The organism is Actibacterium sp. 188UL27-1, assembly GCF_016901225.1.
GTDB lineage: Bacteria > Pseudomonadota > Alphaproteobacteria > Rhodobacterales > Rhodobacteraceae > 188UL27-1.
This window is the reverse complement of the sequence record NZ_JAFEUL010000002.1, coordinates 1-25,174: the sequence shown is the minus strand read 5'-3', so window position 1 is coordinate 25,174 and position 25,174 is coordinate 1. Positions and strand designations below refer to the sequence as shown.

At 60.9% G+C, this 25,174-nt stretch carries 30 protein-coding genes; 13 read left to right on the top strand and 17 right to left on the bottom strand.

All coding sequences use genetic code 11. The features are described 5' to 3' along the window. Positions 1–5: 5 nt before the first annotated feature. The 3 genes from IU397_RS03255 to hppD form a co-directional block, all read right to left on the bottom strand. Complete coding sequence (locus IU397_RS03255; RefSeq protein WP_204410675.1) at positions 6–209, bottom strand: hypothetical protein; 204 nt, start codon at positions 207–209, stop codon at positions 6–8. Then, positions 193–663, bottom strand: coding sequence for a phosphotransferase (locus tag IU397_RS03250; protein WP_204410672.1), 471 nt, complete (start codon positions 661–663; stop codon positions 193–195). The genes IU397_RS03255 and IU397_RS03250 overlap by 17 nt, the downstream gene beginning before the upstream one ends. Positions 664–844: 181 nt before the next feature. After that, positions 845–1,951, bottom strand: coding sequence for a 4-hydroxyphenylpyruvate dioxygenase (gene hppD, locus IU397_RS03245; protein WP_204410670.1), 1,107 nt, complete (start codon positions 1,949–1,951; stop codon positions 845–847). 132 nt (positions 1,952–2,083) lie between these two features. Here hppD and IU397_RS03240 point away from each other — a divergent pair, with 132 nt between their 5' ends. Both IU397_RS03240 and IU397_RS03235 read left to right on the top strand, forming a co-directional pair. After that, complete coding sequence (locus tag IU397_RS03240; protein WP_204410668.1) at positions 2,084–2,542, top strand: Lrp/AsnC family transcriptional regulator; 459 nt, start codon at positions 2,084–2,086, stop codon at positions 2,540–2,542. An 18-nt stretch (positions 2,543–2,560) separates the two neighbouring features. Next, entirely contained in the window at positions 2,561–4,474 is a 1,914-nt protein-coding gene (locus tag IU397_RS03235; RefSeq protein ID WP_204410665.1) for a cation:proton antiporter, read from the top strand. A gap of 27 nt (positions 4,475–4,501) precedes the next feature. Here IU397_RS03235 and IU397_RS03230 read toward each other — a convergent pair whose 3' ends face one another. Both IU397_RS03230 and cobT read right to left on the bottom strand, forming a co-directional pair. Beyond that, on the bottom strand, positions 4,502–4,846 hold the full coding sequence (locus IU397_RS03230) for a hypothetical protein (protein WP_204410663.1): 345 nt from the start codon (positions 4,844–4,846) through the stop codon (positions 4,502–4,504). A gap of 219 nt (positions 4,847–5,065) precedes the next feature. Then, positions 5,066–6,082 (bottom strand): nicotinate-nucleotide--dimethylbenzimidazole phosphoribosyltransferase, encoded by a 1,017-nt coding sequence (gene cobT, locus IU397_RS03225; protein WP_204411438.1) that lies wholly within the window; start codon positions 6,080–6,082, stop codon positions 5,066–5,068. A gap of 76 nt (positions 6,083–6,158) precedes the next feature. Between cobT and cobS the strand changes: the two genes are divergently transcribed. Both cobS and IU397_RS03215 read left to right on the top strand, forming a co-directional pair. Continuing rightward, on the top strand, positions 6,159–6,926 hold the full coding sequence (gene cobS, locus IU397_RS03220; protein WP_204410661.1) for an adenosylcobinamide-GDP ribazoletransferase: 768 nt from the start codon (positions 6,159–6,161) through the stop codon (positions 6,924–6,926). 4 nt (positions 6,927–6,930) lie between these two features. Continuing rightward, positions 6,931–7,446, top strand: coding sequence for a DNA topology modulation protein FlaR (locus tag IU397_RS03215; protein WP_204410659.1), 516 nt, complete (start codon positions 6,931–6,933; stop codon positions 7,444–7,446). Positions 7,447–7,559: 113 nt separating this feature from the next. Here the strand turns inward: IU397_RS03215 and IU397_RS03210 are convergent, their stop codons facing one another. From IU397_RS03210 to IU397_RS03190, 5 genes are all read right to left on the bottom strand, one after another. Beyond that, entirely contained in the window at positions 7,560–8,075 is a 516-nt protein-coding gene (locus IU397_RS03210) for a CarD family transcriptional regulator (protein WP_204410657.1), read from the bottom strand. Between the two features lie 290 nt (positions 8,076–8,365). Next, positions 8,366–8,704, bottom strand: coding sequence for a ferredoxin FdxA (gene fdxA, locus IU397_RS03205; RefSeq protein WP_204410654.1), 339 nt, complete (start codon positions 8,702–8,704; stop codon positions 8,366–8,368). Positions 8,705–8,753: 49 nt separating this feature from the next. Then, positions 8,754–9,149, bottom strand: coding sequence for an RNA-binding S4 domain-containing protein (locus IU397_RS03200; RefSeq protein WP_204410651.1), 396 nt, complete (start codon positions 9,147–9,149; stop codon positions 8,754–8,756). Further along, entirely contained in the window at positions 9,146–12,130 is a 2,985-nt protein-coding gene (locus tag IU397_RS03195) for a DEAD/DEAH box helicase (RefSeq protein WP_204410649.1), read from the bottom strand. The genes IU397_RS03200 and IU397_RS03195 overlap by 4 nt, the downstream gene beginning before the upstream one ends. Before the next feature lie 42 nt (positions 12,131–12,172). Then, positions 12,173–12,817, bottom strand: coding sequence for a hypothetical protein (locus tag IU397_RS03190; protein ID WP_239479573.1), 645 nt, complete (start codon positions 12,815–12,817; stop codon positions 12,173–12,175). Between the two features lie 68 nt (positions 12,818–12,885). Between IU397_RS03190 and IU397_RS03185 the strand changes: the two genes are divergently transcribed. Both IU397_RS03185 and IU397_RS03180 read left to right on the top strand, forming a co-directional pair. Then, positions 12,886–13,170 carry an SCP2 sterol-binding domain-containing protein gene (locus IU397_RS03185; RefSeq protein WP_204410647.1) on the top strand — a complete coding sequence of 95 codons (285 nt, stop codon included), beginning with the start codon at positions 12,886–12,888 and terminating at the stop codon, positions 13,168–13,170. A gap of 9 nt (positions 13,171–13,179) precedes the next feature. Beyond that, positions 13,180–14,142, top strand: coding sequence for an alpha/beta fold hydrolase (locus IU397_RS03180; RefSeq protein ID WP_204410645.1), 963 nt, complete (start codon positions 13,180–13,182; stop codon positions 14,140–14,142). Positions 14,143–14,146: 4 nt separating this feature from the next. Here IU397_RS03180 and IU397_RS03175 read toward each other — a convergent pair whose 3' ends face one another. Next, positions 14,147–14,413, bottom strand: a complete 267-nt coding sequence (locus IU397_RS03175; RefSeq protein WP_204410643.1) for a hypothetical protein — start codon at positions 14,411–14,413, stop codon at positions 14,147–14,149. 357 nt (positions 14,414–14,770) lie between these two features. Between IU397_RS03175 and IU397_RS03170 the strand changes: the two genes are divergently transcribed. Next, a complete protein-coding gene (locus tag IU397_RS03170) occupies positions 14,771–15,013 on the top strand; it encodes a hypothetical protein (RefSeq protein WP_204410641.1) in 243 nt (80 codons plus the stop codon). Here IU397_RS03170 and IU397_RS03165 read toward each other — a convergent pair. The 4 genes from IU397_RS03165 to IU397_RS03150 all read right to left on the bottom strand — a co-directional run bounded on the left by IU397_RS03165 (position 15,005) and on the right by IU397_RS03150 (position 19,218). Further along, on the bottom strand, positions 15,005–15,583 hold the full coding sequence (locus IU397_RS03165) for a sarcosine oxidase subunit gamma (RefSeq protein ID WP_204410639.1): 579 nt from the start codon (positions 15,581–15,583) through the stop codon (positions 15,005–15,007). The two genes, IU397_RS03170 and IU397_RS03165, sit on opposite strands and share 9 nt — an antisense overlap. Next, complete coding sequence (locus IU397_RS03160) at positions 15,576–18,614, bottom strand: sarcosine oxidase subunit alpha family protein (RefSeq protein WP_204410637.1); 3,039 nt, start codon at positions 18,612–18,614, stop codon at positions 15,576–15,578. The genes IU397_RS03165 and IU397_RS03160 overlap by 8 nt, the downstream gene beginning before the upstream one ends. Next, a complete protein-coding gene (locus IU397_RS03155) occupies positions 18,611–18,934 on the bottom strand; it encodes a sarcosine oxidase subunit delta (protein ID WP_204410634.1) in 324 nt (107 codons plus the stop codon). Before IU397_RS03155 ends, IU397_RS03160 begins: the two co-directional genes overlap by 4 nt. Positions 18,935–19,035: 101 nt before the next feature. Then, complete coding sequence (locus IU397_RS03150; RefSeq protein WP_204410632.1) at positions 19,036–19,218, bottom strand: hypothetical protein; 183 nt, start codon at positions 19,216–19,218, stop codon at positions 19,036–19,038. A gap of 443 nt (positions 19,219–19,661) precedes the next feature. Between IU397_RS03150 and IU397_RS03145 the strand changes: the two genes are divergently transcribed. Both IU397_RS03145 and IU397_RS03140 read left to right on the top strand, forming a co-directional pair. Next, positions 19,662–19,916, top strand: a complete 255-nt coding sequence (locus IU397_RS03145) for a hypothetical protein (protein ID WP_204410630.1) — start codon at positions 19,662–19,664, stop codon at positions 19,914–19,916. Positions 19,917–19,960: 44 nt separating this feature from the next. Then, complete coding sequence (locus tag IU397_RS03140) at positions 19,961–20,218, top strand: hypothetical protein (RefSeq protein WP_204410628.1); 258 nt, start codon at positions 19,961–19,963, stop codon at positions 20,216–20,218. 60 nt (positions 20,219–20,278) lie between these two features. Here the strand turns inward: IU397_RS03140 and IU397_RS03135 are convergent, their stop codons facing one another. Next, the gene (locus IU397_RS03135) at positions 20,279–20,527 is read right to left on the bottom strand and encodes a hypothetical protein (RefSeq protein WP_204410626.1); all 249 of its coding nucleotides are present in this window, start codon (positions 20,525–20,527) and stop codon (positions 20,279–20,281) included. A 518-nt stretch (positions 20,528–21,045) separates the two neighbouring features. Between IU397_RS03135 and IU397_RS03130 the strand changes: the two genes are divergently transcribed. After that, on the top strand, positions 21,046–21,462 hold the full coding sequence (locus IU397_RS03130) for a VOC family protein (protein ID WP_204410624.1): 417 nt from the start codon (positions 21,046–21,048) through the stop codon (positions 21,460–21,462). A gap of 120 nt (positions 21,463–21,582) precedes the next feature. On the opposite strand, the gene IU397_RS03125 is transcribed toward IU397_RS03130, so the two are convergent. Continuing rightward, positions 21,583–22,827 (bottom strand): sarcosine oxidase subunit beta family protein, encoded by a 1,245-nt coding sequence (locus tag IU397_RS03125; RefSeq protein ID WP_204410621.1) that lies wholly within the window; start codon positions 22,825–22,827, stop codon positions 21,583–21,585. A gap of 171 nt (positions 22,828–22,998) precedes the next feature. On the opposite strand from IU397_RS03125, the gene ccmI reads away from it, so the two are divergent. From ccmI to IU397_RS03110, 3 genes are read left to right on the top strand one after another with little or no spacing between them, the layout of a single operon-like run. Next, on the top strand, positions 22,999–24,210 hold the full coding sequence (gene ccmI / locus IU397_RS03120; protein ID WP_370541602.1) for a c-type cytochrome biogenesis protein CcmI: 1,212 nt from the start codon (positions 22,999–23,001) through the stop codon (positions 24,208–24,210). Beyond that, positions 24,207–24,683 carry a Holliday junction resolvase RuvX gene (ruvX, locus tag IU397_RS03115; protein ID WP_204410619.1) on the top strand — a complete coding sequence of 159 codons (477 nt, stop codon included), beginning with the start codon at positions 24,207–24,209 and terminating at the stop codon, positions 24,681–24,683. The genes ccmI and ruvX overlap by 4 nt, the downstream gene beginning before the upstream one ends. Beyond that, positions 24,680–24,922 (top strand): DUF1289 domain-containing protein, encoded by a 243-nt coding sequence (locus IU397_RS03110; RefSeq protein ID WP_204410617.1) that lies wholly within the window; start codon positions 24,680–24,682, stop codon positions 24,920–24,922. The genes ruvX and IU397_RS03110 overlap by 4 nt, the downstream gene beginning before the upstream one ends. The last annotated feature ends 252 nt before the right edge of the window (positions 24,923–25,174 follow it).

Sequence of the window (25,174 nt, the reverse complement as noted above, 5' to 3'; positions counted from 1 at the left end):
GGGCGTCAGATCCCGTAGCGGTCGAACACGCGGTCAGCCCGGTCGCGTTGGCGGTCCACATCATCGGGCCGAAACCGGATCGCCGCTGCGGTACATTTCATAACCAAGAGCACCAGATAGGCCTGCAGCATGGTTGGTTCAAAGCCCGCGGCATCAACGATGTTCCAAACCGGCTGGCCATGTCCGTCCAGGTCAAAGGCGAGCGGCACAGGCCCCGTCCCAATCGATGATACCGCTGACCCGGCCATCGGCGATCAGGATGTTGTCCTTATGCAGATCAAGGTGAACCAGCCCGGTATTGGGGAACAGGGCATGGTTGGTGTGGTCCGCAACCGCAAGCACGCGGTCCAGTATTTTGGCGCTGCGTGCGCCCCAATTTCGCAGCGGCGTGTGGCTTGCAAGGTCACCCCCGCCCTCCGTCAGGATATGGTGGACGAACGTGCCCCGGCCAGTTGGACACCCCATTGGGCGTGGCCCGTCGATCCAGCAACACGGCCAAGCCGTGCAGAAGTTCCCCATGGCGACCGACCAGGCCGTGTCCGGACACCATTTTGGAACAACCCTGCCGTCGTCTGCCGTCTTGGCGGACCATGCGCCCTGCGACACGCCGCCCAGATGCGCATCAAGGGCGAACCCCAGATCCAAAAGCCGGTCGCGGTCCATCCCACCCCTATCCTTGGTTCGCGGCGCAGCGCTGGGTCATGGCACCCGGCGGCGGCAAAGATGTGCGCATCCAGATCGGTCCGCAGGCAAAAAGCCTTACGCATGCGACCGGCATCCTCCAACCAACGAATGGAGCACGTCCACGCGGAGCAATCGTGGCGACGTCCCGCGCGGCGGAGCCTCAGCCGGTACCGGCCGGCTCGTCCAGGACCCCGCGGGCAATCTGGTCAGCCTCGATGGATTCGAACAACGCTTTGAAATTGCCTTCGCCGAACCCGTCATCGCCCTTGCGCTGGATGAATTCAAAAAAGATCGGCCCGATCACGGTTTTCGAAAAGATCTGGAGCAGGATTCGCGTCTCTCCGCCATCGACCACGCCTTCGCCGTCAATCAGAATGCCGTGCTTGGCCATCCGGTCCAATGGTTCGTCATGGCCAATGACGCGTGCATGGCTTTGCGTATAATAAGTCTCGGGCGGTTTGGGCATGAAACGTATGCCACGTTCCGCAATTTCATCTGTGGCGGCATAAAGGTCCCGCGCGCCGACGGCGATATGCTGGATCCCCTCGCCATTGTAGCGTTTCAGGTATTCGACAATCTGCCCCGTCTCGCCCCGATCCTCGTTGATCGGAATGCGGATCCGCCCGCAAGGCGAGGTCAGCGCTCGGCTGAGAAGCCCGGTGAACCTACCCTCGATATCAAAGAAGCGGATCTCCTTGAAACCGAACAGATCACCGTAGAACCTGAACCAGACATCCATGTTGCCCTTGTGGACATTATGGGTCAGGTGATCGAGGTAATGGAACCCCACACCCGCGGGATGCGCCGTATGGATCCAGGTGAACTCTGCATTGTAAGGGTTTGTTTCGTAATATTGATCTATGAAGTATATGAGTGACCCACCGATGCCGATGATCGCGGGCACATCCATGGTCTTGCCCGGCCCCTCATATGGTTCAGCCCCCTTGGCGACCGCATGGTCGAAGGCGTGTTGCGCATCCACGACCCGCCAGCCCATGGCGGGCGCACAGGGCCCGTGTTGCGTGACAAAGGTGCTGCCGCGGCTGCCGTGCTCGGCATTCAGCACATAGGTGATATCACCTTGCTGCCACAGCTCAACCGCCTTGGTCTTGTGGGTGGCCGTGTGGATATAGCCCATCTTGGTAAATAGCTCGCGCAGGACCTGAGGCTCCGGATGGGCGAACTCCACAAATTCAAACCCATCGGTCCCGGCCGGATTGGCGTCGGAAATCGTGGCTTTCGGGGCATCATGCGGGAACGGACCCATGGTTTTCCTCCTTGGTGTGATCGGCACAAGCGTAACGCGAGACTTGCGCAAAAAATGCGCATTTTGTGAAAACATCCCGCATTGCGATGCAGGAAATCGGCGCTAAGCTGTCCCAACACGCGAGGACCCCGCATGAGCCTTGATGAGACCGACTGCCGCCTTCTGGACGCCCTGCAAACCGACGCGCATCTGACGGCCGAAAAACTGGGCCAGCTTTTGAACCTGTCCCCCAGCCAGGCCGGACGCCGCCGCCAGCGGCTTGAAGCCGAAGGGTATATCAACGGATACGCGGCCCGGCTGAACCCCCGCGCCGTGGGGCTGAGCGTCCAGGCCTTCATCCATGTCCACATGGCCAGCCACGCCCCCGATGCCGCCAAAAGCTTTGCCCGGATGATCGCCGCCCGGCGCGAGGTGATCAGCGCATGGACTTTGACCGGCGAGGCCGACTACCTTCTGCGTATCTTCTGCGAAGATCTGACCAACCTGAACGACCTGATCCACACCGTTCTGCTGCCCCATCCCAGCGTGGCCCGGGTACAAAGCCAGATCGTGATGGATCAACTCAAGGCTGACGCACCGCTGCCAACCTGACCTGAACCGAGGGCTGATATGGACACGTTTCTTTACCAGGCGACCATCTATCTGACAGCCGCCATCGTGGCCGTCCCGATTGCGACGCGGCTGGGCCTGGGCTCGGTCCTGGGGTACCTGATCGCGGGGATCGTGATCGGCCCGATCCTGCACCTGGTCGGCTCTGAGTCCAAGGATCTGCAACATTTCGCGGAGTTTGGCGTGGTCTTGATGCTGTTTCTCATCGGGTTGGAGTTGGAGCCCCGCCAACTGTGGGAAATGCGCGACAAACTCATCGGCCTCGGCGGATTGCAGATCGGGGTGACCATGGGCGCGGTGATGGGCTTGGCCCTGCTGTTTGGCCAGCCCTGGACCGTGTCGATTGCCATTGGCATGGTTTTCGCGCTGTCCTCCACCGCGATCGTGCTGCAGACCCTGTCGGAAAAGGGGTTGATGAAAACCGGCGGTGGCAAATCGACCTTTTCGGTCCTGCTGACCCAGGATATCGCTGTCATTCCCATGCTGGCGATCCTGCCCCTGCTGGCCCTGCCCATGCTGGCACAGGAACCCGCTGGCATGCGGATCAACGAAAGCGGTGTGCTGGAACGGCCCGAGGGGGGCCACGGGGAGGACCACCATGCCGCCATGAGCCTGGTCGAAGGACTGCCCGGATGGGGCGTCACCCTTGTGACGCTGGGGGCCGTGATCGTGGTGATCCTGGCGGGCATGTACCTGACCCGCCCGCTCTTTCGCTTCATCCACATGGCGCATCTGCGGGAGCTTTACACGGCCACGGCCCTGCTGATCGTGATCTCCATCGCCTTCTTGATGACGCTGGTGGGCCTGTCCCCCGCCCTTGGCACCTTCCTAGCTGGAATGCTGTTGGCAAATAGTGAGTTCCGTCATGAACTTGAAGCGGATATCGAGCCGTTCAAGGGTCTTTTGCTGGGCCTTTTCTTTATCACTGTTGGCGCGGGTATCGATTTTGGCACTCTCTTCGGGGCGCCGTTTACGATCATTGGCCTCACGCTTGGCATCATGCTGTTGAAGGGGCTGGTGCTTTATGGTCTGGCCCTCGTCTTCAAGATCAAGGGGCGGGACAAATGGCTCTTTACCCTGGGTCTGGCCCAAGCCGGCGAATTTGGATTTGTCTTGATCTCGTTCTCGCTCCAGCAAAACGTCTTGCCAGCGGCGATGGCGCAGATCCTGCTTCTGGTCATTGCGCTGTCGATGCTGCTCACACCGCTGTTCTTCATCGCCTATGACAAGCTCTCGCACCGCATGGGCGACGACGCGGCCCAACCCGAACATGATGAGATTGACGAAAGCGGCGCGGTGATCATTGCAGGCATCGGGCGGTTCGGACAAGTGGTCAACCGCATGGTCCAGATGGCCGGGATCAAGACGGTTGTGCTGGACCACAACCTGTCGACGATTGAGCTGATGCGGACCTTTGGCTTCAAGGGGTTCTTTGGGGATCCGACGCGCCCCGAACTGCTCCACGCCGCCGGGTTAGAGGAGGCCCGGGTGCTGGTCGTGGCCCTGGATGACAAGGATGCCGCGGTGCGGTTGGTCCAGTATGCCCGGGCGGAACGCCCTGATCTGCATATTGTCGTCCGCGCGCGCGACCGGGTCCACGTCTATGAATTGTTCAAGGCCGGGGCCGATGACATCGTGCGGGAGCTGTTCGATTCCAGCTTGCGCGCCGGGCGTTATGTGCTTGAAAACATGGATTTCAATGAATTTGAAGCAGCGGAGATGGAGAAAGCCTTCTACCGCCATGACAGGTATGCCTTGCGCGAGCTGGCCGAATTGTGGGATCCCGCCACGCCTGTGGCCAAGAACCCTAGATATGTGGCCCGCGCCAAGGAATTGAACAGCGAGTTTGAAACCGCACTCGTCACCCGCCTCAGTGACCAGGACGAGGATGTCCCTACCAAGGCCCAGGCCTGATCGGCCCAGGCCCATCGGGGCAAGATATCAGACGCAATTGGCCTTGAACTGCGCAATGGGAACCTGACTGCCATTGCCGAGGGTTGCGGTGGAACCCGACAAGCGATTGGCCAAAACCGCCTGATTGCCTTGCCCGGTCGCACGGCAAACCTGCCCGGTCCGCGCCAGCGCCACCTGTTCGGGGATCACCTGCGGCTGGTATGACGTGATAAAACCGCGGCCTGAGGCAAACACGACATGCAGGCCCACCCGGTCCGCCGGGTTGGGGAATTGGCGGACCAGTCGCTGGTCCCGCAAGTTCTGCGATTGCTGCGGAGAGGCGCAGGCCGCGACGCCAAGGAGCGCGCAAACTGCGATTGAGAAACGGATCATCTGAGTTGTCCATGGGTTGTTGTGGTCCGCGGCAGATACCCGTCGCAATCCGGCGAAATTAAGGCCTGCCCCAGATACAGGCGAAATTTCCAAACGAACCGAAGCGCCGCGCCCATGGGACGGCGGGCGGGGCGATATGCGCAGCATAAGCGTCGTCCCCGTCCCACTCCATACATACGACATATATATATGCTTTATGCGTGGGATATGCGTCCGGCTTCACCCGTCTGCGACACCCGCCTCGGCAAAGGTGGCCATCCCCGAATGGCAGGCCAAAGCGGCCTGCAAAATACCGATCGCCACCGCAGCGCCCGACCCTTCGCCCAACCGCAACCCCAGCGACAAAAGCGGTTCTTTCCCGATCCGGGCCAGCAATTCCGCATGGGCCCCTTCGGCCGATAAATGCCCGGCAACGCAATGGTCCAGCGCACCGGGTCGCGCAGCCTCCAGCATCGCCACCGCTGCGGTGCAGATAAACCCATCTAAAATAACGGGAATTCCATGTTGCCGCGCGGCCAGGACAGCCCCAGCCATTGCCGCCAATTCACGGCCTCCAAGGCACCGCAATGCCTGTAACGGATCGTTTTTTGCCGCCGGATTGGCCGCCAAACCCGCATCAATGGCCGCGGCTTTCCGGCCCAGCCCCGCATCATCAACCCCTGTGCCCCGGCCCGCCCAATCGGCTCCGGCGCCACCAAAAGCAGCCGCGGCCAAGGCAGCGGCCGCCGTCGTATTGCCAATCCCCATCTCCCCAACAACCAATAGATCTGATTTTAAATCAATGGCTTGCCACCCAGCATTAAGCGCGGCAATCACCTCATCCTCCGTCATGGCCGGACCGGATGTGAAATCTGCCGTCGGGCGCGTCAGATCCAGAGGCACCACATCCAGCGTCGCCCCGAAAAGCTTGGCCACCTGGTTGATCGCCGCCCCACCGGCGGCAAAATTTGCCACCATCTGCGCTGTCACCTCCGCCGGGAAAGCCGAAACACCTTGCGCCGTGACCCCGTGATTTCCCGCAAAAACAATGATCTGCGGGGCCGCCATGACCGGATGCGCCTCCCCACGCCACTCCGCATACCAAAACGCCAGATCCTCAAGACACCCCAACGCGCCGGGAGGTTTCGTCAACTGGCCATTGCGCGCCGTCGCCGCCCGGCGGGCCGCAGCATCGGGGCCAGGCAAATCCGCCAGAATACGGCGCATATCGGCAAGAGTGGTAAAGGGCGCTGTCATCATCACTGTCTCGCATTGCTTGTGGCCCGGCAGGCCTTTATGGCGACGTACAAACGGGAAAAACAGACTGAAAACAATGGCCAAACCCGCCACCTTGATGGATCTGCGCGATATTCCCGCAGCACTCGGCCTGCTGACCCGCCTGCCGATCCCGGTTGATCCGGATTTCGCGCAGGCCCGCGGCGCGGCGGCGGCCTGGGCCTATCCGCTGGTGGGTCTCGTCACCGCCGCATCCGCCTGGATCATGGCTATCCTGGCTCTTTGGATCGGACTGCCAACGATGGTGACAGCCGGGCTTGTCGTTGGGATATCGGTCATTCTGACCGGTGCCTTGCACGAAGACGGGCTTGCCGACACAGCAGACGGTCTTTGGGGCGGCTGGACGCCGGAGCGGCGGTTGGAGATCATGAAGGACAGCCATATCGGCACCTATGGCGTGGCAGCACTCATGATCGCGTTGGGCCTGCGCTGGCAGGTCGTCGCCGCCCTGATCGATGGGGCTGTCCTGCCCGCCGCGTTGATCGCCAGCGCCGTCCTGAGCCGCGGCGCCATGGTGGCGGTCATGGCCACCCTGCCCCATGCACGCAGGGGCGGCCTGTCGGCCATGGTTGGGCGACCAGGCATGCCAACGACTCTGATCGCCTGCACCGGCGCCGCAGCCATTGCCGCCGCGAGCGCGGGTTGGGGCGCGATCTTCATGATCCCGGTTGCGATCTTGGTCGCGGCTGGTGTCGCCAGGTTGGCCATGTCCCGGATCGGTGGCCAGACCGGGGATATCCTGGGCGCGGTGCAGATCCTGACCGAGGTTGCCTGCCTTATAACGATGCTTGCCGTGATGGCCTGAGCCGATGCAGCACCTGATCATCACAGGTGCCAACGGATCTGGCAAAAGCCACCTTGCCCAGCAACTGGGCGCAGTGCGCCCCAACATCCCGATCGTATCCTTTGACGCGGTCAAACTAATGCAGAACTGGCAACAAAGACCACGGGATGAGATTGATGACGCGCTTTGGCAAATCATCGCCCAGAAACAATGGATCCTCGAAGGCGGCCCCAGCCTGCTACCGCAAGCCCTGCTCCGGGCCGATGGCGTGATCTGGCTAGACCCGCCTGACTATCTGCGTGCCCTGCGGCTTTTGATCAGGCCCTGGCGCAACTTTGGCACGACCCGGCCGGAGCTACCGCCGGGCAATGCCGATTGGCCCCTGCAGCAATACCGGTTTGCGCAACGCAGCCTGCGCAGCGGGGCGCGGGTCCGTGCCACCATCGATGACGCATTGGCCGGCGCAGATGATGCAACGGTGTGGCGCTGCAAGACCCAAAGACAGATCGATCAGGCAGCACAAACCTGGCGGGCAGCTTGAGGCTTAGAATTGGTCAGGCGACACCAGATCAATATCGCGCCGTATGCTCCTGCCAAAACAAGAAAAAAGGCCGTGACGACAGCCACGACCCTTTCGCAGGATGTAGGTAGGTTTCAAGCCGCAGCAGCGCGGGAAACCAGAACGTCGTCAATCTGTTTTTGCGCTGCATCTTCATCCATCTCGGATGCGGCGGCGATCTCGCGGGTCAGACGCTCCAATGCGGCCTCGTAAAGCTGCCGTTCGGAATAGGACTGCTCGCGCTGATCATCGGTACGGTGCAGGTCACGCACAACCTCCGCAATGGCGATCAGGTCGCCGGAGTTGATCTTTTGCTCATATTCCTGCGCACGACGGGACCACATGGCGCGCTTAACCTTGGCCCGGCCCTTCAGCGTGCTCATGGCCTTGCTCACGACATCAGGGGCACTCAGGGCGCGCATCCCCACTTCGGTGGCCTTGTGGGTGGGCACATGCAAGGTCATCTTGTCCTTATCGAACGAGATCACAAACAGTTCCAGCTTGAAGCCAGCAACCTCTTGCTCTTCGATAGAGACGATTTTACCCACACCATGGGCGGGGTACACGACAAAGTCGTTCGGGCGAAAGTCGAGTTTCTTGGTTTTGGTCATACAGCCTTCCTCAGTCGGATCCCGATCCAGACAGCGCAAACGACACCGCCGAAAAGTTTCCTTTTCGATATCGGAGCCGTTTTGCGCTGATATATCACCTTTAAGGGCGAGTGCGCCGAGGTGAATGCTAGGTCAAGATTTCCATATCTGGGATACCATACCAGAAAAACGGCTCAAAAGAAAGAACGGCGCTCCGCGACACCCCGGCACGGTCGAATAAGCATAAAAACGCAGGTAAACCGGCTCAATAATCGCAAATATGAAAAAGTTTCACCGTGCTGGTGGACGAATCAACCACCCTCGCCCGGTGCTTCGGAAAAGTACTTTTCGAGCTTCCCGGTCTCACCATCGCGGTCTTCTGCATTGGGCAGCGGATCCTTCTTGGTGATGATGACCGGCCACATTTCCGAATATTTGCGATTGAACTCGACCCATTTTTCCATGTCGGGCTCGGTATCGGGCCTGATCGCGTCTGCCGGGCATTCGGGCTCACACACACCGCAATCAATGCATTCATCGGGATGGATGACCAACATATTCTCGCCTTCATAGAAGCAATCTACCGGGCATACCTCGACACAGTCGGTGTATTTGCAAGCGATGCAACTGTCGTTGACGATGTAGGTCATGGGCGGCCTCTTTCAGCTTCACCCAGCGTAGCTACCCCCGCCGATGGCGTCATTCAAGATGGGTGCGGCGATTAAGGTCAAGGGTGCGGCGATCGCGCTTTGTCGGGCGTCCTTTTCCCTCAAATTGCGGGGATGAAGGGGCCGCGTCCTTGGTATCCCCAGGGGTCGGAGGATCCAGGTCCTCATAAAGGCCCTGGGCCTCCGGCGCAGGGCCGCGGCGGGCGCCGATGGCGGTGATCCGGATCAGGCGAATGACCTTGCCCTGGGCAAAGGTCAGGGTGTCACCGGGGCTGACGTTACGCGCCGGTTTCGAGATCTTGGTGCCGTTGACCCGTACCTTGCCCTCAGTCACCAGTTTGGTGGCCAGGCTGCGTGTTTTAAAGAACCGCGCATGCCACAGCCACTTATCGATTCGGATGGCGGCGTCGGCAGGGCTGTCCGTCAAATCTTGTCTTTCAACCCCATCAGCGCGGCGGCAAACGGGTTATCGGGATCAATGGGCTTGTCCTTCTTGGGCGGGCGCGCTTCGGTTTTTTTCGGACCACCCCCACCCCCTTTACCACCCTGGGGCGGGCGCTTACCCTTGGGCTTGCCGCGCCCTTTGGCTGGACGGCCCTCGCTTTGCTCGTCCGAACGGCCTCGATTGCGCGGGTTTGGTGTGCGGCGTGGCGCCCAGGTGAAGGTGTAGAAAACCTCCATATCCGCCGGAGCTTCCTCTGCGGGCGTGGTTGCCGGGGCCGCATCCTCGGCCACCGGATCACTTGTAGCTAAGGTCTCACTCAATGGCGCCGCGTCGGGTGCTGTGTCCTGCACCTTCGCCGCTGGAGCGTCGGGGGCGGATGGTGCAGGCTGTTCCGCCTCGGGCAAAACCGGTTTGGCGGCCATATCTGCCACCGTCTCTTCGACAGCCGTATCGGGCGCGGGCATGTCTGCTTCGGCGATGGGTCTGTCTGGTGTGGGTGCCGCAGGCACATCGGTTGCCACATCATCCGAAGGGGCGGTTGCTTCGGCCTTGGCCTCCTCAGCCTTCTTGGCAGGCGGCGTAACGCGGATCTTGGGCCGCTCTCCCCGCTCCGCCTTGTAGCCCAGACCGCCCATGAGATCGGAAAATTGCTCCAGCGTCATACCGGTGATCGACAGCATGTCGGGCTTAGCCTCAAACCCCGCACGGCTGTTTTCACTGCGCAACTGATCGGCCAAGCGCTCCAGCATATCGATGCGGATCGCACGGCTGCCCGCCACACGGTAGCCCGCCATCGTGTCATAACCTTCGGGCGCCTCGACAGGCGTCGGGATCGTGACCAGCCCGGGCGGCGGGCTTTCGGGAAACTCGCTCAGATCCTGGTTCAGCGACCAAAGGACAAGCCGCAACCGGGTCGGCGCAGGCTTCAGCAGCAGCGGCATGAAGATCGTGAACTGACCAAACCGGATGCCATGCTTACGCAACAACCCGCGCGCGTCCTGGTCCAGTGCCTTGACGTCATCGGCAACCTTATCGCGACGGATGACGCCCAAAGCCTCGACCATCTGGAAGGCAAAGCCACGGGCCAGACCGGTCAACGCCTCATCCCGGCCCAGGGCCAGCAACGGTTCGAACAGGGTCGCGATGCGGCGGTCGATGAAATGCTGCATCCGGCGGGTGACCTTTTCGGTCACATCGCTTCCCGCCTCCTCATCGACAAAGGCTTCGACCCTGGGTTTGAGCGCCTCAGGCCCTTTGACCAGCTTGCCCACCGCATGCTCGCCCCACATCAGGCCGCCTTGTTCGGTGAAATCCAGCTCGGTATCGGGCGCGTTGTAAAACCGATCCGCACGCAGATGGAATTCGGGCGCCAACGCCTGAAGCGCAGTCTGGCGCAGCGTCTTGGCCTCATCCGCAGAGGCGCTTTTGTCCTGGGAAAACCGGAATCCCTGCAACCGGCCGATAAATTCGCCCTCGACCGTCACCTCACCCTTGTCGTTCACCTCGGCCACCAGGCTCTCCTTCTGCTTGAGCCGCCGCAACAATACCGAGGTGCGGCGATCCACAAATGCGCGTGTCAACGCACCGTGCAGCGCATCCGACAGGCGGTCTTCTACAGCGCGGGTCGCGCCGCGCCAATGGCTTTCGTCATCCAACCAGCCGCTGCGTTGTGCGACGTAGGTCCATGTGCGGATATACGCCAGACGCTTCGATAATGTGTCAATCTCACCATCGGTGCGATCAATGAACTTGATCTGCCGGGCGATCCAATCGTCGGGCACCCGGCCCACATCGCTGAGAAAGCCGAAAATCCGCTCCAGCATGCTGGCATGTTCGGCCGCCGAAATGCCGCGGAAATCCGGGATCCGGCAGACATCCCATAACAGCCGCACATCGCGGTGGTTGCGCAGGCGGCCCGAGATTTCGGGCATGGCAGACAGGGTCCGCAAGGCGGCCAGATCATCGGATTCGCGGGCGCGGGCCAGCCATTCGTCATCCGTGGGCTGTTCAAGTGCCGCAATGAGGCGGTCGACGGTGCCAAATTCAAGATCGGAATTGCGCCATTGAAGCCGCTTGATCGGTGTGAAGCGGTGGTTCGTGATCGCCTCGACCACCTGATCGTCAAGGGGGCGCGCCTCTCCGGTGACGCCAAATGTGCCGTTGGTCTTGTAGCGCCCGGCCCGGCCCGCAATCTGGGCCAGCTCGTTCGGAGCCAGATCGCGCATCCGCCGCCCGTCGAATTTACGCAAGCCGGAAAAGGCGACATGGTTCACGTCCAGGTTCAATCCCATCCCGATGGCATCCGTCGCCACCAGGAAATCCACATCGCCGTTCTGATAAAGATCGACCTGGGCATTGCGCGTCCGCGGGCTGAGCGCCCCCATGACAACGGCACAGCCCCCGCGCAACCGCCGTAAAACCTCGGCAATCGCATAGACGTTTTCGACCGAGAACCCGACGATAGCCGACCGTGCGGGCATCCGGCTGAGCTTTTTGGAGCCGGTATAGGTGAGAGTCGAGAATCGCTCACGCCGCAGAAATTGCGCCTTGGGTTCAATGGCCGCGATGGCGCTGCGCATCGTGTCGGCGCCCAGAAACAGCGTTTCGTGCAGGCCGCGCGCATGGAGCAGCCGCTCGGTAAACACGTGCCCCCGCTCCGGATCGGCGCAGAGCTGGATTTCGTCCACTGCAACGAAATCGGCACCAATTTCCAGCGGCATCGCCTCGACCGTGCAGACCCAGTATTGCGTGCGTTCGGGCACGATCCGCTCTTCCCCGGTGACCAGACCCACCACATTGGGTCCGCGCTTGGCCACAACGCGGTCATAAACCTCACGCGCCAACAAACGCAGCGGCAAGCCGATGACGCCGGTCCGGTGTGCCAGCATCCGTTCGATCGCATAGTGGGTTTTGCCGGTATTGGTGGGCCCAAGGACGGCCGTCACAGTCGCATTCTGGCGCATGGCCGCGTCCTTGTAGATCAGGTTGGGCAGATCAGGCTTGGCCTAGATCCTCTGCCCTTCCAACTTTTTTTCCAAACGTTCTATGGCATCTTTTACGTTTGGACGGTGGGGATGTATAGCCTCCACCGCGCGGTAGGCCTCAAGCGCCTTTTGCTCCAGCTGCAGTTCTTCCATCATGATGGCGAGGCCCGACAACGCGCCGAAATGGCGAGGGTTGAGGGCGAGGGCCCGCCGAATATCCTCAATCGATGGTCCATAGAGACCAGCATGAAAATAGGCCGTAGCGCGTGCATTCCAGCCCTCGGCAAAGCCGGGGGCATGGTCGGTCAGGGCCGTGAAATGTTCAATGGCGCCCGCCAGATCGTCGCCTTCCAACGCTTTGCGGCCCCGTCGCAGCAGCAGGTCCATGGAAGGTGAGCCGGATTTCGACCATTCGATCCAGATCGTCTCCTCGATCTGTTTCCAACCTGCCTGTTCGGGTTTGGCCAGTTCTGCAAACAGGCGGTCAAGTTCGGACGGCTCCGCCGGTGCTGTCGATTCCACTTCAAGTTGCGGATCGGGCTGGATCGGTTCGGGCGTTTCCTCCAGCCCCTGCGCCGTAGCAAAGGTCGCACCAAGCATGGAAATCATGACTGCCGCAATTTGTGCCGTCACGATACTGTTGAGGGATATGCGTTTGCGCTTCATACCGTAACAGTAGTGCAAATCGTGTCGGGTGAAAGAACTTCCTGCCACGGAATCAAAAGGATTTACGCATGAGTGATGTACTGAACGAGGCCGTGGCCGCCCTGAGCGCAAAGATGGACGGATCGTTCGATGGCACCGCCAAATTTGTGATCGAAGGTGAAGGGTCGATCATGATCAAAGGTGATACTGTTGCGATCGGTGATGAACCGGCGGATCTGACGCTCGAGGCCGATACCGAGACGTTCAAGTCAATCCTGGATGGCAGCCTGGATCCGACGACAGCCTTCATGACCGGTAAATTGAGTGTCGATAACGTTGCCATGGCCATGCAATTGGCCCCGATCCTGAGCTGAGGCAAACCATTGGAACGCGCGCCCTATTATGACGATATCGCCAGCGGCCCGGCCGCCACGGCCCATTGGCTGACCGCGGACGATGGCGCGCGGATCCGCGTCGCGGCCTTTGCGGGCGGCACCGAAGGGACGGTGCTGCTTTTTACAGGGCGAACGGAATACATCGAGAAATATGCCCGCGTCGCCCAGGATTTTCTGGATCGCGGGTTGACGACGCTGGTTGTGGACTGGCGTGGTCAGGGCCTGTCAGACCGGCTGACAGGCGACGCTTCCTTGGGCCATGTCGCGCACTTTTCGGATTACCAGTTAGATGTTGGGGCGGTGACCACGGCGGCGGCAGAGTTGGAGCTGCCAAAGCCGTGGTATCTGCTGGGACATTCCATGGGCGGTGCGATTGGCTTGCGCGCCTTGCATAATGGCCTGCCCGTTGAAGCGGCGGCCTGTACCGGTCCGATGTGGGGGATTTCGCTGAACCCTATTCTGCGCCCGGTCGCCTGGGCCGTCAGCGGAGTTAGCCGTCATCTGGGTCTGGGTGCGGTTTACGCACCGGGAACAAAGCCCACCAATTACGTGATCAGCGCCGCCTTTCAAGACAATCTGCTGACGACGGATGCAGAATCCTATGAATTGCTGCGTCATCAGTTGCAGACCCACCCCGAGCTTGCCATCGGCGGCCCCAGTCTGGCCTGGCTGAACGAGGCATTGTGGGAAATCCGCGATCTGCGCCGCCGCCCGGCCCCGGATGTGCCCGCTATCACCTTCATCGGCGATAACGAGCGCATCGTTGATATGCAGGCGGTCCGCGACCGGATGCAAAGCTGGCCCGGTGGTGAAATCGTGGTGCTGCCCGGCGGTGAGCACGAGATCCTGATGGAGGCGCGCCAGACCCGCCATACGGTCATCGACCGCATGGTGGGCTTCTTCAAGACCACAGGCAGCCACAGCGCAACCCAAGCCAAGGCAGCGTCATAGCGTTTTAGGGTGTCGTCGGCAGGGGGCGCGGCTCTGTCTCGGGCGGTATGCAGGTCGTATCGCGCCCGACAACCACGCAGTTTCCGCCAATCGCCTCAAAGAAGGTCTGAAACGACTCGCAGGCATCGCCGAAAGCACAGGTCAGGATCAACCCGACAGCGCGGTCGCCTCGACCGCGAACTTGCAGTACGACATCAAACATCATGCCTTCATCCAAGACGGATTGCGCCATCCTGTCGAGAGAGAAGACCGCGGATTGCAGGCTTGGCACAACTCCGGCCTCATATTGGTCGCGGGTCTGCTCAGCAGGGGTCTAGGATTCGGTCTGTGCATCTGCGCCATTGGGTCCAAGACAGCACAGCAGGCAAAGTGCGAACGCACGCATGGTCAATCTCCTAAATCAAAAATTCTACTTCAATATTTTAATATTACCCCAGTTTTCGCATTTTTTCAATCCCAGGGTTAGGGGGTATGATCTTGTCAGGCCCCGGCTAAAGTGTTGCGCTGCCCCAGGCCATTGCCAGACGATGCAGCTCAACCAGGATACGAGGTCCGCTATGGTCCTTGTCCTCAACGGCCACCCCGGCACCGGCAAGTTGACGATCGGGCGCATCCTGGCGGACGGTTGGTGGACATTCGTGCGGTCTATAATCTGGCATTCGCGCTGACCACGTTCAAATCAGATCGGTTCTACGACGCGATCCGCGCGGTGGAGGCCCTGGCCGATGACCTGATCATGGAACTTCCGCCAGAAGCATCGGTCATCTTTACCGAAATCCTGACCCATGGCAGCGCCTGGGGGGATGAATGTTACGCCCGCCTCATGCGGCTGGCACAAGCCCGTTGGATCGGCGCTCAAGGGCTAGGCTGACGGATCAAAGACACCGACCCGGGCCGCGGGATGGGCTGCCCCCTTGAGCAGATCAAACAGATAACCGGCGACAGAGCGGAAACAGATCAGCCGAAACGCGTGCGGCCCGGATTGCCAGAAGGCCACGGCGATCTGGGCCGCACGCGTCCGGCGCATCTCTCCGGGGCCGAACACGGCCGGGTCCAGGTCAACGGGACAAAGCTTGGCCAACACCTCCCGTGCCGCGGGGCCTTCGACCTCGAACACCGCGCGGGCGTCGGACATGTCCAAGGCAAGGGCATGCTCACCCGCCAGTACTGCGTCCATCCGCGCCAAGGCATCCTGCACCGTGCCATGGGGCAGCAGGATCAAAAGCTCATCGGGCGACATCCACGCAATCGCACTGTCACCCGCACCCTCGACCCCGCGTGGGCCTGGCATGGCGGCGCCGGTCACCTCAGTCGCCGCATTTTGCACCGGGGCAGAGGCAAGGTCACCGCGCAGGGAGATCATACCCTGGACCGGCAATTCACGCACCTGCGCCAGCCCATCAAAGGCGGCGCCGTTCCACGCCATACGCGCCTCAGGCATTCTGCTTCTCCCCCGCGGGATCGTAAAAGACCGGATCGACGATGCGCGCCCGGGTGGTTTTGCCATCGGTGCCGGGAAACTCCAGCACCTCCCCCATCCGGTCCGATCCGTGCAGAACCAGCCCCATGGCGATCCCTTTGTCCAATGTCGGCGAATGGTAGGTCGAGGTCACGCGCCCCACCATGTTGCGCTGGCCGTTGGCATTGGTGCCGGCTCCAACTGCATAGGCACCATCGGGCAGAACGCTGCCATCCATCGTCTCTAACCCGACCAGCTTCCACCGCTCGGGGTCGGTCATGTGGCTACGCTCCTGCGCACGCTTGCCCAGATAGTCATCCTTTTTCTTTGAGATCGCCCAGTCGAGGCCAAGGTCCTGGGGAATGACCGTGCCGTCGGTTTCATCCCCGATCATGATGAATCCCTTTTCGGCCCGCATCACATGCAGCGCCTCGGTGCCGTAGGGCATGGCGCCGAACTCTTCGCCCGCCTCGATCAGCAGGTCCCAAAACTCCGCACCTGTGGCTGCGGGTACCGAAATCTCATAGCTCAACTCACCCGAAAAACTGATCCGGTACGCTCGCGCATCAAAACCTGCCAGTCGCCCGGCGGCCCAACCCATGAACGGCAGCGCCTCCCGGCTGACATCCAGGGAACCGCCCAGCTTTTCCAGGACCTTGCGGGCGTTGGGGCCAACAACTGCAATCTGCGCATATTGCTCTGTCAGGTTGGCGGTATAGACCTGCCAATCCCACCATTCGCATTGCAGCCAATCCTCCATCCAGGCATGGATCCGGTCGGCCCCGCCGCTGGTCGTGTGACACAGGAAGGTCTGCGCATCGATGCGCGCCACCACCCCATCGTCGCTCAGAAATCCGTTTTCGCTGCACATCAGGCCATAGCGGCAGCGCCCCGGCTTCAGGGTCGACATTTTGTTGGTGTAAAGCATGTCGACAAATCGACAAGCATCCGGGCCCTTGACCACGATCTTGCCAAGGGTGGAGGCATCCAGCAGCCCCAGATTGGCCCGCGTGTTGCGCACCTCCCGTGCAACGGCCTGCTCGGGCGTCTCGGACCCGTGCAAATAGCAGTATGGCCGCCGCCAATGGCCCACGGGCTCCCAATGGGCGCCGTTTGCGGCGTGCCAGTCATGCATGGGCGTCCGGCGCAGGGGCTGGAACGTTTTACCCCGCGCCTCGCCCGCAATGGCAGCCATCGAGATAGGCGTGTAGGGCGGGCGGAATGTGGTAGTGCCTACCTGCGGGATCTCTGCATCCAATGCCTTAGAAAGGACCGCAAGCCCGTTGATATTACTCAACTTACCCTGATCCGTCGCCATGCCCAGTGTCGTATAGCGCTTGGTGTGTTCGACGCTTTCAAACCCCTCCTGTGCGGCCAATTGCACGTCCGAAACCTTCACGTCGTTCTGGAAATCCAGCCACATCTTTTCGCGCAACCTGATGTCAGCGCCGTCCGGCATGATCCAGACCGGCGCCAGGGGGGCCGTCTCGACCTCCCGCACGGCGGGCATGGCCGCATCGCCAACAGAGCGACCCAACCGCACGCAGACCGATTGCGCGGCCTCCGTCGCACTGCGGAGTGTCTGGAAGTTTGACAGCCCCTCCCCTGCCCGCTCAATCGGCACGCCGGCAGCGACCCCGGCAGCAGTGACAAAGCCCTGTCCATCCGCACCGGTCGGTGGGCGCTCCGGGTCGGGCTGGAACATCGCGAGCGGCGCGTTCCAGGTAAGTTTGCCGCCGCAATGGCTCCACAGATGCACCACCGGCGACCAGCCCCCTGACATGGCGACGCAATCGCAGGCAATCTCGGTCGGGTCGGTCCCCGTACCGGTCTGGGCCGTGATCTTTACCCCCTCCACCCGGGACCGGCCCGTGACACCTGCGATGGCCGCGCCCAGATGGACCTCAACCCCGTGATTGGCCACCTCCTGCGCCAATTCTCCCCCACCTGCGGGCCGGGCATCGACGATCGCGGGCACCGTTTGCCCCACATCGACCAGGGCAAGGGCCGTCAGATACGCGTCATCGTTGTTGGTCACCACGACCGTCCGTTGGCCGGGACTGACCGCGAAATTCACCGCATAATCACGCACGGCGGAGGCCAGCATGACCCCCGGCAGGTCATTGCCTGGAAAGCTGAGGGGACGTTCAATCGCGCCGGTGGCCGTAATCACTTGGCGCGCGCGGATCTTCCACAGCCGGTGGCGCGGTTGGTCATCGGCAGGTGAATGATCCGAGACACGCTCATATCCCAGCACATAACCATGGTCATAGACCCCCGCCCCCATCAGACGCGTGCGAAGGGTAACATTCGGCATGGTTTCAAGGGCTTGAACAGCACCTTGCACCCATTCATCGGCCCATTCGCCGTCGATCTCAGCCCCATCTACCGGTGCACGCCCACCCCAATGTGCGGTCTGTTCGATCAGGGTCACGCGCAGACCCGAGGTTGCCGCTGTCAGCGCGGCCTGCAAGCCAGCAATCCCGCCCCCCACGATCAAGATATCTGTGAACCAGTAGAAATGCTCGTACCGGTCCGCATCACCGTCCTTGGGGGCCTTACCCAGACCGGCAGAATTGCGAATGACAGGCTCAAACACATGCTTCCAGGCCGGACGCGGATGAATGAAGGTCTTATAGTAGAACCCTGCTGGCAACAGGCGGCTGGCCAATTGATTGATCGCACCCACATCGTATTCCAGACTCGGCCAGTGATTCTGGCTTTCCGCCTCCAACCCGTCGAACAATTCGGTCGTCGTCGCGCGCTGGTTCGGCTCAAACCGCGGACCACGGCCCATATTCAACAGCGCATTGGGCTCTTCTGGGCCCGCGGCGACAATCCCGCGGGGTCGGTGATATTTGAACGACCGGCCCACCATTACACGGTCATTGGCCAGTAGCGCCGAGGCGACGGTATCACCCGCAAAACCCGGCATCTTCTTTCCGTTAAAGCGAAACGTGACTGGCCGGTCGCGGTCAATCAGGCGACCTCCATGGTCCAAGCGTGTGCTCATACTGGGGCCTCCCAATTGGGGCGGCGCGCTTTGATGGCGGCAACAATCTCTGGCGGTGGCGCCGTCGTCTGCGCCGCATAGGTCCCAAAAACCTCTAGCGTCGTGGTGCAGCGCGCTGCCAAAAACCACTTTCCGCAACCATAGGCGTGACGCCAGCGCTCAAAATGCACGCCTTTGGGATTACCACGCAGGAACAAATACCGCTCAAAATCATCATCGCTGGCGCCGGGACCAAACCGGGTCAGATGCGCTTCCCCGCCCCCTTCAAGCTCCGTTTCATCCGCCGCGCGCCCACAACAGGGACAATCCAAGATCAGCATCGTATCACCCTACAACCGGTTGAACCAAGCATAGGGGCGGTCTGGACCAGCATCCAAACCACAAACGGCATTCTATGTCAGAAAACGGCCCCGATGACCGATCAGAACGAGGTATAAACCTGCGGTGGGGTGCGTGTCCCCTCCCCAAAGCCAACGCCTGTGAATGCGACAGAAACAAAGCCCCCCGCAGCCAGCAAAACGGCGACACCAAAAACAAATCCAGCAAGTTTTGGTCCAAGGCGGGTCATAATGTCAGTCCGGGCTTCAGTCGCGTCAAAAGGCATGCTCTTCTCCTGTAATATGAGGCAGATATGACCCAGATCCCGCGCGTCAAGCATCACCCTCATATCTTTCGTAAAACTCCTATCTGTCGCCCAGACGGCAACCGTTTGGCAAAACCATGCCCACAGCCGCCGCCGATTGGCAATTGTCACGGAAACTTGAACAGGCAAGGATCAATCCCCATATCTAAGTCATGAAAAACTTTATCGGACTGGTTCCTTTACTTGTTTTGATGATCGGCGCAGCCGTCGTGGTTTTCCGCGGATTGGGCGCTCCGAAACACAACGTGCAAAGCGGCGGCGACTATGCCGACCCACCCGCGCCCAGACGCGGGGAGAGCGGCGGATCTAACGCCGAGGATTAGCACGTTCTCAAAACTCAATGAAAACGATCTCCGGCCATTTGGCTGGCCGGTTCTCCTTTGCCCAATGACAAGAGGACAAAAATGAGCGAATTTGCCTTGTTTATCTGGATCATCGTCGCGCTGGCTGTGACGTTTCTTTGGCTCACCAAACGGCGCCAGACGACAGACAAAAAACGCAAGCGCCGCAACAGCGGTGGCGGCGACACAGGCACACCGAATTACGGATCCGACAGCCCACCGCAACGGTCACGCCGGGACGATCCCGATAACAAAACTTGGTGGGATAAGTTCACCGATGGTGATTTCGGCGGCGATGGTGGGGGCGGCGGCGAATAACGCGCGCTGCGACCCGTGTCTTTATTCCAGAAAGGATAGTGAAAATGCTTCAGGCAATTTTTGAAAACGACTTGCTGAGCTGGATCGTGGTGGCTTTGGTCGTGTTGGCGACACTCATCATGGTCATCCGACCATTCCTCCGCCCCAATTCGAAAAACGGGTTTATTCAGCTTCTGGCGAGCGGCTTTCTCCCCAAGAAAAAATCGCACCGCGGCGGGGGCACCAGTGGCAGCTACAGCAGCAACATCGGTGATTTTGGAAGAGGAGGAGATGGCAGCGGGGGCGGCGATGGCGGTTGTTGATTTGTTCGTACCCTGGGGCAAGGGCGGCGGGATGGTCCCGCCGCCTCGGCCGATTTAAGTTTAGTTTCCGTCAGTGGCCGGAGCTGCGGGATCTGCCGCAGGGGCCGTCGCACCCGGGTCAGCCGGGGCAATGCTGGTTTCTCCGCCGACAGCCGCGCCGCCAGCACCGGTCTCAGCGCCGCTCGGGGCTTCGCCGCCGCCCGAGAAAAGAAGGGCCAGCAGAACAACGGCGATGACGACCGCGCCAGCGGTGAACCAAAGCGCGCCGCCACTGCCGCTCGAGGTATTCGTGGTGTGGTGATCAGACATTATCTGCTCCTGTGGTTTCGTGTCATACACATTGGGGCAGATATGACACTTCCCAACCCGCACCAGGCTTTGTCCGATTTCTGCGCATGGGGTTGCCGGTTACCTTGGGGTATCCGCGCACAGAACCGCTCATTGCGTAGGCATAACGCTTGACCAGCAACATTCGGCACGGCCCGCAGATCGATTTGCGCGGTAAATCGTTGCTGCAGCCCACTTTCCGATGAAAAGCGGCCATGACGACTTAAGCGCGCGTCATCAAGTTGAAGCAGTCCGGCGGGACAATCACGGCTTCAACCAATCCCCAAGACACCCCAAAACCGGCAATTTGCCAAATCATCCAACCCGCCATTATTCGGTACCGGATGGTTGTTGTTTCAGCGTTCAAATGACGTCAGGCGCATCGCTGTCATACGCCCATATGCCAGATCATGGGGGAGTGCGTCGCGCAGTTATTGAGCTGAGGTTTGTCCTCGTTTACTGTCGCATAACCCTCACATATCCGAAAAGGAGCACGCCGCATGATTGCCTATGTGACCGTTGGAGCAGACGACATCACGCGCGCAAAACGGTTTTATTCCGCATTCCTGCCCGCGCTTAACTATGGACTTGAAGAGGGACCCGAGGGCCTGAGTTATGCGCTGCCTGAACAACCCGGTCAGTCTGCCGCTTTACCTGAATTCTATGTCAAGCCCACCTTTGACGGGCATCCGGCAACGGCCGGAAACGGTGCCATGGTCGCATTTGAAGCCGGTAATCAAAGCCAGGTTCGTGACCTTCACGCGGCAGCCCTTGCCGCAGGTGGTTCTGACGAAGGCCAACCGGGTTTTCGCACCTCCTACGGCCCTCGGTTCTATGTCGGCTATCTTCGCGATCCTCAGGGCAACAAGATCGCATTATTTTCCGAAAATCCTGATGAACCGGGACGGGAAGGATAGGGCCGGTCACGCATGCGGGGCCTAACCATCCGATAACAAACGTTTTTCACCGGTGTATTATGGGGTCGCCCTGTGTCTCGGCACCACAATCCGTTTACAAACCAACGCGGTCGTCGCAGGTCAGTGTGCAACGCCCGCTGCCACACTCTCATCGATGAACCGCCCCTCGCGGAACCGGTCCAGCGAGAATGCATCGGCCAGGGTTGAGCCGCCTTTGGCCATCAGTTCCGCCATCGCCCAACCGGAACCCGGGATCGCCTTGAACCCGCCCGTGCCCCAGCCACAATTGATGAAACAATTGCCCAACGGCGTTTTCGAGATGATGGGCGAGCGGTCACCCGTCACATCCACGATCCCACCCCATTGGCGCAGCATCTTTAAGCGGCTGATCATCGGGAAGGTCTCGATCAGGGCGCGCACGGTTTCCTCGACATGGTGAAATGATCCACGCTGGGTGTAGTTGTTGTAGCCATCCGTGCCACCGCCGATGACCATCTCCCCCTTGTCGGATTGGCTCATATACCCGTGGACCGTGTTTGCCATCACGACCACATCCATGCAGGGCTTGATCGGCTCACTCACCAGCGCCTGCAACGATACGCTTTCGATGGGCAGACGAAAGCCGGCCATCTCGGCCAGCACCCCGGAATGACCAGCCACAACGACGCCCAGTTTATCGCAATCAATCGGGCCTTTCGTGGTCTCGACCCCCATCACCTGACCGTTTGAAGAACGCACGCCAGTGACTTCACATTGCTGGATAATATCCATTCCCATGGCCGAACAGGCGCGGGCATAGCCCCAGGCCACCGCATCATGGCGGGCGGTCCCGCCTCGCGCTTGCCACAGCCCGCCCAACACCGGATAGCGTGGCCCGTCAAGATTGATGATCGGGCACAGCTCTTTCACCCGTTCCGGCCCGATCCATTCGGTCTGCACCCCCTGCAACGCATTTGCATGGGCCGTCCGTTGGTAGCCGCGCACCTCATGGTGGGTCTGGGCCAGCATGATCACACCGCGGGGGCTGAACATGACATTGTAATTCAGGTCCTGGCTGATCGTCTCATACAGGCTGCGCGCTTTCTCATAGATCGCCGCCGACGGGTCCTGCAGGTAGTTCGAGCGGATGATCGTCGTGTTCCGCCCGGTATTGCCGCCGCCCAGCCAGCCTTTTTCGATGATCGCCACATTCTTTAGCCCGTGGTTCTTGCCCAGGAAATATGCGGTGGCCAATCCATGCCCGCCAGCGCCCACGATGATCGCATCATAGCGCGGCCGGGGTTCGGGCGACCGCCAGGCCCGCTCCCACCCTTTATGGTGGCGCAGGGCTTCGCGGGCGATGGCAAAGGCAGAATAACGGCGCATGGGACGCTCCCGATCAGTCACAGATCTTAGGATAAGCCTAATGCGCCATCTGCCAAAGAACCGATTGATCCATGGCGGCATCTTTCACGCCAGTTGCGACAGGTTGCACCGGGGGGCTTCATCCCGGCGCGGCACTGGCCTAGATACAGCGGGGATTAAGGGAGGAACGCGGTGTTCTGGGCAATCGCAGGGGTCATGGTGGCCATCGTGGCCTTGGCGATGATCGCGGCATTCGTGCGCGGCCAACACGGCAATAGCGGGCGGGTCAGCGATATCGCGGTCTACAAGGACCAGCTGGCCGCGGTGGATCGCGATCTGGCCCGCGATGTCGTCACGGAGGAGGAGGCAGACCGGCTCCGGACCGAGATCAAGCGCCGCATCCTGGATGCCGACCGGGCCGGAACGCAGGAGGTGACAACCACTGCCCCAAAAACTCCAAGCCTCATTGCCGCCGCCTTGAGCGTGGTGGTCCTGGCAGGTGGCAGCTACGGCCTTTATCAACGCCTGGGCGCACCGGGCTATCCTGACCTGCCCCTGGCCAAGCGGATCGAACTGGCACAGATCGCCCGCGCAAATCGCCCGGATCAAGCCGCGGCGGAGGCGCAGCAACCCGAACGCCCTCCGGCCGAGATTTCGGAAGAATTTTCCGCACTTATGACCCAGTTGCGCAACGCGGTCGCCGAACGCCCCAATGACCTGCGCGGCCACGAATTGCTTGTCCGGAACGAGGCCGGGCTGGGCAATCTGACCGCCGCCTGGCAGGCCCAAGACCGCGTGATCGGGATCAAAGGCGACAATGCCACGGCTGAAGATTTCGTGGGTCTGGCGGAATTGCTGATCCAGGCGGCAGGCGGCTATGTTTCCCCCGAAGCCGAAGGCGCGCTGGCTCAGGCCCTGGGCCGCGACAGATCCCACCCGGTTGGTCGCTTTTACACTGGGCTGATGCACAGCCAGACCGGGCGACCGGACCTGGCTTTTGGCTTTTGGGAGCCGCTCTTGCGCCAAAGCCAGGCCACGGATCCTTGGGTGAACCCGATCCGGGCCCAGATCGAGGAAGCCGCGTTTCTGGCCGGTATCGAATATTCGCTGCCGCCACTTTCCGCACTGCGCGGCCCAACCGATGACGATATCGCAGCGGCCGAGGATCTGTCCCCCGCGCAGCGGATGGAGATGATCCGCGGCATGGTCGGCGGGCTCAGCGACCGTCTGTCCACCGATGGCGGCCCGCCGGAGGATTGGGCCCGGCTCATCCGCTCCTTGGGCATTCTGGGCGAACAGGGCCGCGCCGCCGCCATTTGGCAGGAAGCGCAAAAGGTCTTCCCCGACCCGGTAACTCGCCTGCCCATCCTGCAGGCGGCGCGCGATGCAGGTGTCGCACAGTGATCTATGACAGCCTGGATGATCTGGCCCCCGCCCTGCCTCACGGCCCCTTGATGGGTCTCGATCTGGGCACCGCGACCATCGGCGTGGCCATTTCTGATGGGTTGCGCAGCGTCGCCACACCAGTGGAAACCATCAAGCGCAAGAAGTTCGGTCTGGATGCCGCTCATCTGCTGGACCTGCTGACCAAACGTGGGATTGCCGCCATCATCCTGGGCCTGCCCCGCAATATGGACGGATCCGAAGGGCCGCGCTGCCAATCCACCCGCGCCTTCGCCCGCAACCTTGAAAAGCTGACGGAAACGCCGATCACTTTTTGGGATGAGCGCCTGTCCACCGTCGCCGCCGAACGCGCGCTGCTGGAGGCGGACACATCACGAAAACGTCGCGCCGAGGTCATTGATCATGTCGCCGCAAGCTATATCCTGCAGGGTGCCCTCGACAGGCTGGGCCACATAAAACGAGCAGATCCATGAGTGACAAAAACGACGGCGTCCCGGTCTGGACCCGCGATGAAATCGAAAGCCCCTGCATCAAGGTCTGCGTGATCCATCCGGCGGAACGCATCTGTACAGGATGTCTGCGCACCATGGACGAGATCGGCGCCTGGTCCCGCATGACGCCAGAAGCGCGCCGTGCCATCATGGATGAATTGCCCAGCCGCGCGCCCCGCCTGCAGAAACGCCGCGGCGGCCGCAAGGCGAGGGTCAGCTAGCACGCTCCATCCCCACATATTGCAGGGCGTAATACATCCAGACACCCATGGTAGGCGCGCTGGATCATAGACGCCCTGATGCGAAGGCCCGGGCCACTCGCCTGCCAGAGAACCTGCAAAACCATCCTGTGACCTGCTCCCCTGAAATGTCCGGTGTTTTTGGTTAGCCTGTTCTCCAAGAAGGAGACAGATGATGAAGAGAAGCCGTTTCAGTGAAGAACAGATAATCGGGATATTGAAAGAACATCAGGC